Raw genomic sequence first — 5757 nt, 5'->3', positions numbered from 1 at the left:
AGTTTTGTTCCATCAACCTAATCATGAAACTCTTCTCTTACTGTTAATACTTTTATTGAGAATAAAAAACGTCCAAACTAGTTAAATGAAATGAATAGAAAACAATAAAACTAATCAAATAGTTTAATTGATTTCAAAAAATTCTATAATTTCAACAAGATATAATCACCCAATCATCTTTAGTCTTTATGACTAAAACGTCTTACAGGTGTGGTCAATTTAATTCACAAAGAAGTGGCAATAAATATCACTAAATTATTAGTTATTTATTATCAATCACTTAGACTTTACTTGCGTAATGATTTAAATCTCAGAACTGAGAACAGAGTATTGAGAATTGATGAGAATTCATTTTTTGAGCATAAAAAAGCCCTCTTAAAAGAGGGCTCGTGAATAATGAAGCGAAATTACATTAGATAATGGGTCTGGAACGTAGCATATATTCCTGAATAATAGGGTGCTGGAGATCCGCATCTCGCATAGGCTCCCATAAGCCCGCCTGGATACCATCAACAATGACATGTACAACTGCCGCATCTATTGCTGACATAACAGCAAGGTTCACTGGCTCATTGGTTGTATAACCTAGTTCTGCTTCTAGCAGGTCTTTATAGTCGATAAACTTGAATACACCCGTTTGGAGTTCTTTGGAAAAGATGGTTTTGCTGGTTGTGACACTCAGCAATATTCTGCCGCTTCTTACATCAACAGCGCGTACGTTGACGGTAACCTGATCTGTTCGATACTGGCCTGAACCACCAATCCCCAAATAACGAGCCCCTGCCCCACCGGTTCGGACGTTGCTGTCATAAGCCACTATCCCGCCTTCCACCATAATATTGGCAGATGCTAATGATGGTAAGTGAACACCATGGTTCGTTGGTATCTCATCCTTTTTCTGCGCAGCACGGATAATTTTCCTTTCAGTCAGTAAGTTCTGCAATCCTTCACGTTCTAGCGGTATAAACCATTTTGAATCAAGCAATGCCGTTGTGAGCAATGCTGCTCCTCCCTGTGGAACCGCAGTTGAGAAGTTACTATTAGGTTGTGGTTTATATTGGCCTGTTTGATCCCTAAAGTCATACACAGAGACAAAGACTTTCCCTTTAGGAAGAGGTAAGGATACCAGGTCATGATATGCGACACCTCTCGCCATTAATGTTGGTTCCTTACTTATCTCCGGGGTTTCTAGCGACATAGAACATCCGGATAATAAGAGAAGCAAGCTCCCCCAAACTAGCGCTTTCATCCACCTTCTCCCTATAAATCCGGTACCAGACCACTCACCTGAATTGTTGATGATTCGCCCGTTTCTTTATCTGTTATTTGAATAACCAAGCTACCATTGTTATCTACGATGTTTAGGACAAAGTCATTTGTTACGAGTTGCCCAGTATTTCCGTTACCAACATCAGACAAAAGCTGGCTTATCAGGCGTGACTCAAGACTTGCCGCCAAGCGCTCAAGATCAGATTGCTCATTTAGCAAGCCGTCATCCGGTGCTTTGTGATCATTAATAGCATTGGCAACCCCCAACAAATGGGCACTGTTTAGCGGGTTACCACCAAAGCTGGGGTTTATTGGTGTGTAAACCAACTCTGTCGCCGAAACCTTAGCAGATAAAGCTATCAGGCAGACTAAGGCTAATTTGCTCCCTTTCATGATTAGTCCTCTTAAATTTCGTCATAATCAACATCAAAGGTATCTTTTAGATATCGCTCTATTCGCCACCGCACGACATAGGAACTGACCGTTTTAATTGCATCATCCACCTTCGCTTCTATTTGATCTCTTCCTGGCGATATCGCCGTTCGGTAGATAATAGTTTGTCGGTGAAAAACGGTGATAATACTGCCTGACAAGGCTGTTGGTCGTTCTTTTACCGTTAAGTTCTCTTCCAAATCCTCGAACTCATCATTCAACTTCTGAGAAAAAAGCGAGTAGAAATCTTCTCCAAGTCGAGTCATAGTTCGATCAAGTACCACACCACTAATTTCTCTTAAATCATCAAGCGCGCCATTTTTTTGTTCCAACGGAGGTCCATTCTCGAGAGGCTTCTCTTCTTTAGCCTCCGCATTAACAACCGGAAAAATAAGCGCTGTTAACAGTGTGATAATGACTGCTTTCATAATGGTAAATCATTGTAGTGATTGTTTTTGGCCCACATAAATGCTTGCATCCTGTTCTTTACATTGATCTTTTTAAACACATTGTATAGATGCGTTTTTACTGTGTTCTCACTAACAAATAAGGTTTCCGCAATTTGTATATTGGATGCTCCCAACACTAACAATTGCATGATTTCCTTTTCTCTTGTCGTTAAGTTTGCTGTCGATTTGGCAACAATTGCATCTTTGTTTCGATACGAGGTTATCAATTCATTGGTCAGCTTTCGGCTTAGCCAGAGTTCGCCTTCAAGAACTTTTTTCATTCCTTTGGCGACAACACTCATTTCATCTCCAGCAAAAAAGACACCAACCATATTCGGCCATTTTGCTATCAAATTAGCAGCAACATTATTTGGAGAGTTAATTAACACTTCACTGCCACTTATTGACTTTTCTATAAGGAACTTGATATACAAATCTAATGAGTCTTCATTGATGTGTGTGTTATCAATGATTACGAGCACCGAGCTTTTTTCAGGTAATGTTAATCCAGACAAGCCTTCAATTGTCGTCATTTGAATGGATATACCCAAAGATTTCTCTAGGAAATCTCTGAATAATGAGGATTGTAAACTGGAATCACAGATAAAGATTAGATTATTATATTTATCGCAAGCCATCTTGATATTCCCTTACTATAAATATCTTATTACTAAGACTTTTTAAATCTAGATCATAGTGTTCAAACATCAAGACGCCAAAGGATATTATTAATGCTAATAAAGGCAACATATTGATCTTTAAGAAAATATTGTTAATCTCATTTTTGAACATAAGTTCATCATTTTTCAGTAGTTTTGATAAATGCACAAAAATAGAAAAATGCCAGCTACAAAAAAAGTTAATGTGTTTTATATCTGAGAATTATTTGAATTATCAACTGGAGTATAGAGTGAAGTCAGGGGGATATTAGAGGGAGTGTGTCATCACCTTGCGCAAATTAGCGCAAGGCATTAATTTAATTTAACTTTATTCTCATTATTATAAGTGGGAATCAGAATCGCACTTAATAGGTTTGGACATTGTGTTCATATTCCACAATGATTTGATTACCACTATACCGGACATTCTTAATATTTCCATCAACAATGTACGTATTAGTTAACGTTACAGAGTTTGGCATCGTAGCCCCCACTTGCTCTCTTAAGGAAGGAAGCGTCATGACTGGGTCTACACCGATATAATGGCAAAACTGATTAACAAAACTGTGTTCTAGCGGCACCTGACCCCGTAATATGTCTGAGAATACCAACTGACTTAAACCAAGTCGCTTCGCCATCTCAATTTGTGTTACCCGCATCTTCGCTTTGTAGCTCATCCACGTGTCGTGTAATACTTGTCGGTCTTGTTCTGTGTACTGCATACCCATAAGCCTTAGCTTCATCTTATATTTATCCCCTGATTAAAACCAAAAAAAGACATAAGAATGTCAGAGCAAAGTTAGGGTTAAGAATTCATTATCAATTTTGATATTCAGGTAATCGAATCATCACTCAAGCTGCATAACAAAACCCTTTAGGCATCAATTCATTACACCAACATGCTCAATTCTCAGTCAATAAACGTTTTCTTAATCACAGAGCTTGTCGCTTCGGACGGAACATGGATATAATCCTAGAGTTAGTTCTCTTGTTCGAGTTATAGGTATTTCATGCGGCTGCAGCAGATCGTTTCAAAAATTATCATGCTTGCGATGCTGTTCACAGCACTTTCATCAACTGTGAGTGCTAACTCGTTCGTCATTGAAAACCCACTAGCACACTCTGGCTGTCAAACAAGTTCAGCGATGGCCTGCTGCAGCGAAATGACAACTGCTTCTTCAGACCACACGACAATGTGTAGTACTGACACAATGAGTGATCATTCCGTTCCCAGTTGCTGTGTCGATAACGACTGTCATACTAACAGCCTACAATTTGCAATTCTTACTCACATATTCCAAATTTCTGTTCCCTCTGCCAGCCAGGTATTTACTGAGCCTGTAGGTGAACGACTTTACTTCTACGATGTGATCCTGCGTCCACCTGTATTCGCCTAATGTCAATCAATCGTTGCGAAGGCCTTCTCAGCCTTCGACTGATACCGAAATTGTTCAATTTAAAGCGAATATAAACAGGATCTTATAATGAAACTTAATCACATCATCGCCCTATCCCTACTTGTAGGCAGCTCCTTCGCCATTGCTGAGACAATTAAAGGGACTAACTACCAGTCACCGTATTGCGGCTGTTGTAAAGACTGGGTTAAACATATGGAAGACAATGGGTTTGAGCTAGACGTAGAGTATGTGCAAGACATGACGGCAAAGAAAATCGATCTTGGTATTCGCCCGCAATATGCTTCTTGCCATACAGCTGAAATTCAAGGTTATACATTCGAAGGACATGTTCCTGCAGAAGATATCCAGCGATTTATCGATTCTAAGCCTTCACGCATGATAGGCCTTGCAGTACCGGGTATGCCAATGGGTTCACCTGGCATGGAGTATAAAGATCAGAAAGACCCGTTTGAGGTTGTCGCCTTTGATGAAAACGGAAACACTATGGTATGGGCACGCCATAACCAGTAAAGCTAGCCAAACAATAACTTAAAATAATAAGGGCAGAAAAGAAATTCTCTTCTGCCCTTTTGCAATTCCTGCCCAGCAACAATGAACCCTTTAATTGTTAACCAAGCCTCGCAAACAGCACACGGTTCGGGTCATCGTTCATTGCCCACTCATTATCTGTTTCACGCTTTTCCAGATAGATCTGCATACCATTAAAATACGTAAAGGCTACCAACTCAGATTCCTGCATAAAGAATTCGAAAAAATCATCTTCGTGCTCTGCTAGCTGGCCCAGTGTCGAAATACCTTTTCTCAACACCCACTGCACCGCATAAGGCGAAATCATCGTACGGCTTAAAATCAGTTCTTTAATATCTGAGATTGCAACTTCAATTCCTTGCGCAGACTTTCGTTTCTCAGTTGCCAACACACTTTCTTCTGCCAGCATAGCTTTCAGGCTAGCAATACTTGCTTCCCGCTCTTCAGCTGAATATCCATAGGTAGTTTTGGCAAACCGAATGGCATAAGCCAGACGATGACGGCCTACCGTCTCTACCACATCCTCAAGATAAGCTTGTGGAATATTGTATGCCTTGGCCAGCTGTTCGACAGCCTGCACTAAGCTCGTGTATGTAATGCCATTAAACTCAACCTGAAAACTGCTTGTCAGGCCTACGACAGGCAAGCCATCGATTGTCAGTGGCCAACCGGAATAATTTACCCGCTCTTTGGCGATTTCAAACATCGTCCAGGCACTTTCCCGAAAACCTTCGAGCGCTTTTCCCTCAAACTCCGAGTCCTCGAGTTCCTCCTTGGTCCAGTTCGCACCAATTTGTAGGTGCTTTTCATATTTGCGGTGAAGTTTCTCTTTCACTTTATCGCGTAACAAATCCAAACCACTGACTTTTATTGATTGGCAAAAACGATAACACTCCTGACAACAAGGAACCATTATCGGTAGTTGCTGCTCGTCATAATTTGGCGATGCCATAAATGAGTAAGACTCATAGTAGGGCTCGCCACAAAACCAGCAGGTATGAC

At 40.5% G+C, this 5757-nt stretch carries 7 protein-coding genes; 1 reads left to right on the top strand and 6 read right to left on the bottom strand.

Going from position 1 to position 5757, the window contains the following annotated elements:
* Positions 1-412 precede the first annotated feature (412 nt).
* From MHN01_RS14405 to MHN01_RS14385, 5 genes are all read right to left on the bottom strand, one after another.
* The gene (locus MHN01_RS14405; RefSeq protein ID WP_239411976.1) at positions 413-1249 is read right to left on the bottom strand and encodes a CsgG/HfaB family protein; all 837 of its coding nucleotides are present in this window, start codon (positions 1247-1249) and stop codon (positions 413-415) included.
* A gap of 11 nt (positions 1250-1260) precedes the next feature.
* Positions 1261-1662 (bottom strand): curli assembly protein CsgF, encoded by a 402-nt coding sequence (locus MHN01_RS14400; protein WP_239411975.1) that lies wholly within the window; start codon positions 1660-1662, stop codon positions 1261-1263.
* 11 nt (positions 1663-1673) lie between these two features.
* A complete protein-coding gene (locus MHN01_RS14395) occupies positions 1674-2129 on the bottom strand; it encodes a curli production assembly/transport protein CsgE (protein ID WP_239411974.1) in 456 nt (151 codons plus the stop codon).
* Positions 2126-2788, bottom strand: coding sequence for a LuxR C-terminal-related transcriptional regulator (locus tag MHN01_RS14390; RefSeq protein ID WP_239411973.1), 663 nt, complete (start codon positions 2786-2788; stop codon positions 2126-2128). The genes MHN01_RS14395 and MHN01_RS14390 overlap by 4 nt, the downstream gene beginning before the upstream one ends.
* 386 nt (positions 2789-3174) lie before the next feature.
* The gene (locus tag MHN01_RS14385; RefSeq protein ID WP_239411972.1) at positions 3175-3531 is read right to left on the bottom strand and encodes a helix-turn-helix transcriptional regulator; all 357 of its coding nucleotides are present in this window, start codon (positions 3529-3531) and stop codon (positions 3175-3177) included.
* Positions 3532-4293: 762 nt separating this feature from the next.
* On the opposite strand from MHN01_RS14385, the gene MHN01_RS14380 reads away from it, so the two are divergent.
* Entirely contained in the window at positions 4294-4737 is a 444-nt protein-coding gene (locus MHN01_RS14380) for a DUF411 domain-containing protein (RefSeq protein WP_239411971.1), read from the top strand.
* A 97-nt stretch (positions 4738-4834) separates the two neighbouring features.
* Here MHN01_RS14380 and MHN01_RS14375 read toward each other — a convergent pair.
* A partial coding sequence (locus MHN01_RS14375) for a hypothetical protein (RefSeq protein WP_239411970.1) occupies positions 4835-5757 on the bottom strand: 923 nt, incomplete at its 5' end.

Origin of the sequence: Photobacterium sp. OFAV2-7 (genome assembly GCF_022347985.1) — a bacterium.
Taxonomy (GTDB): domain Bacteria; phylum Pseudomonadota; class Gammaproteobacteria; order Enterobacterales; family Vibrionaceae; genus Photobacterium.
This window is presented reverse-complemented; position numbering and strand designations above follow the sequence as displayed.

What these genes read in the sequence shown, in the direction of transcription:
- MHN01_RS14405 (WP_239411976.1), bottom strand. Translation starts at nt 1,249, where the DNA reads ATGAAAGCGCTAGTTTGGGGGAGCTTGCTTCTCTTATTATCCGGATGT.
- MHN01_RS14400 (WP_239411975.1), bottom strand. Translation starts at nt 1,662, where the DNA reads ATGAAAGGGAGCAAATTAGCCTTAGTCTGCCTGATAGCTTTATCTGCT.
- MHN01_RS14395 (WP_239411974.1), bottom strand. Translation starts at nt 2,129, where the DNA reads ATGAAAGCAGTCATTATCACACTGTTAACAGCGCTTATTTTTCCGGTT.
- MHN01_RS14390 (WP_239411973.1), bottom strand. Translation starts at nt 2,788, where the DNA reads ATGGCTTGCGATAAATATAATAATCTAATCTTTATCTGTGATTCCAGT.
- MHN01_RS14385 (WP_239411972.1), bottom strand. Translation starts at nt 3,531, where the DNA reads ATGCAGTACACAGAACAAGACCGACAAGTATTACACGACACGTGGATG.
- MHN01_RS14380 (WP_239411971.1), top strand. Translation starts at nt 4,294, where the DNA reads ATGAAACTTAATCACATCATCGCCCTATCCCTACTTGTAGGCAGCTCC.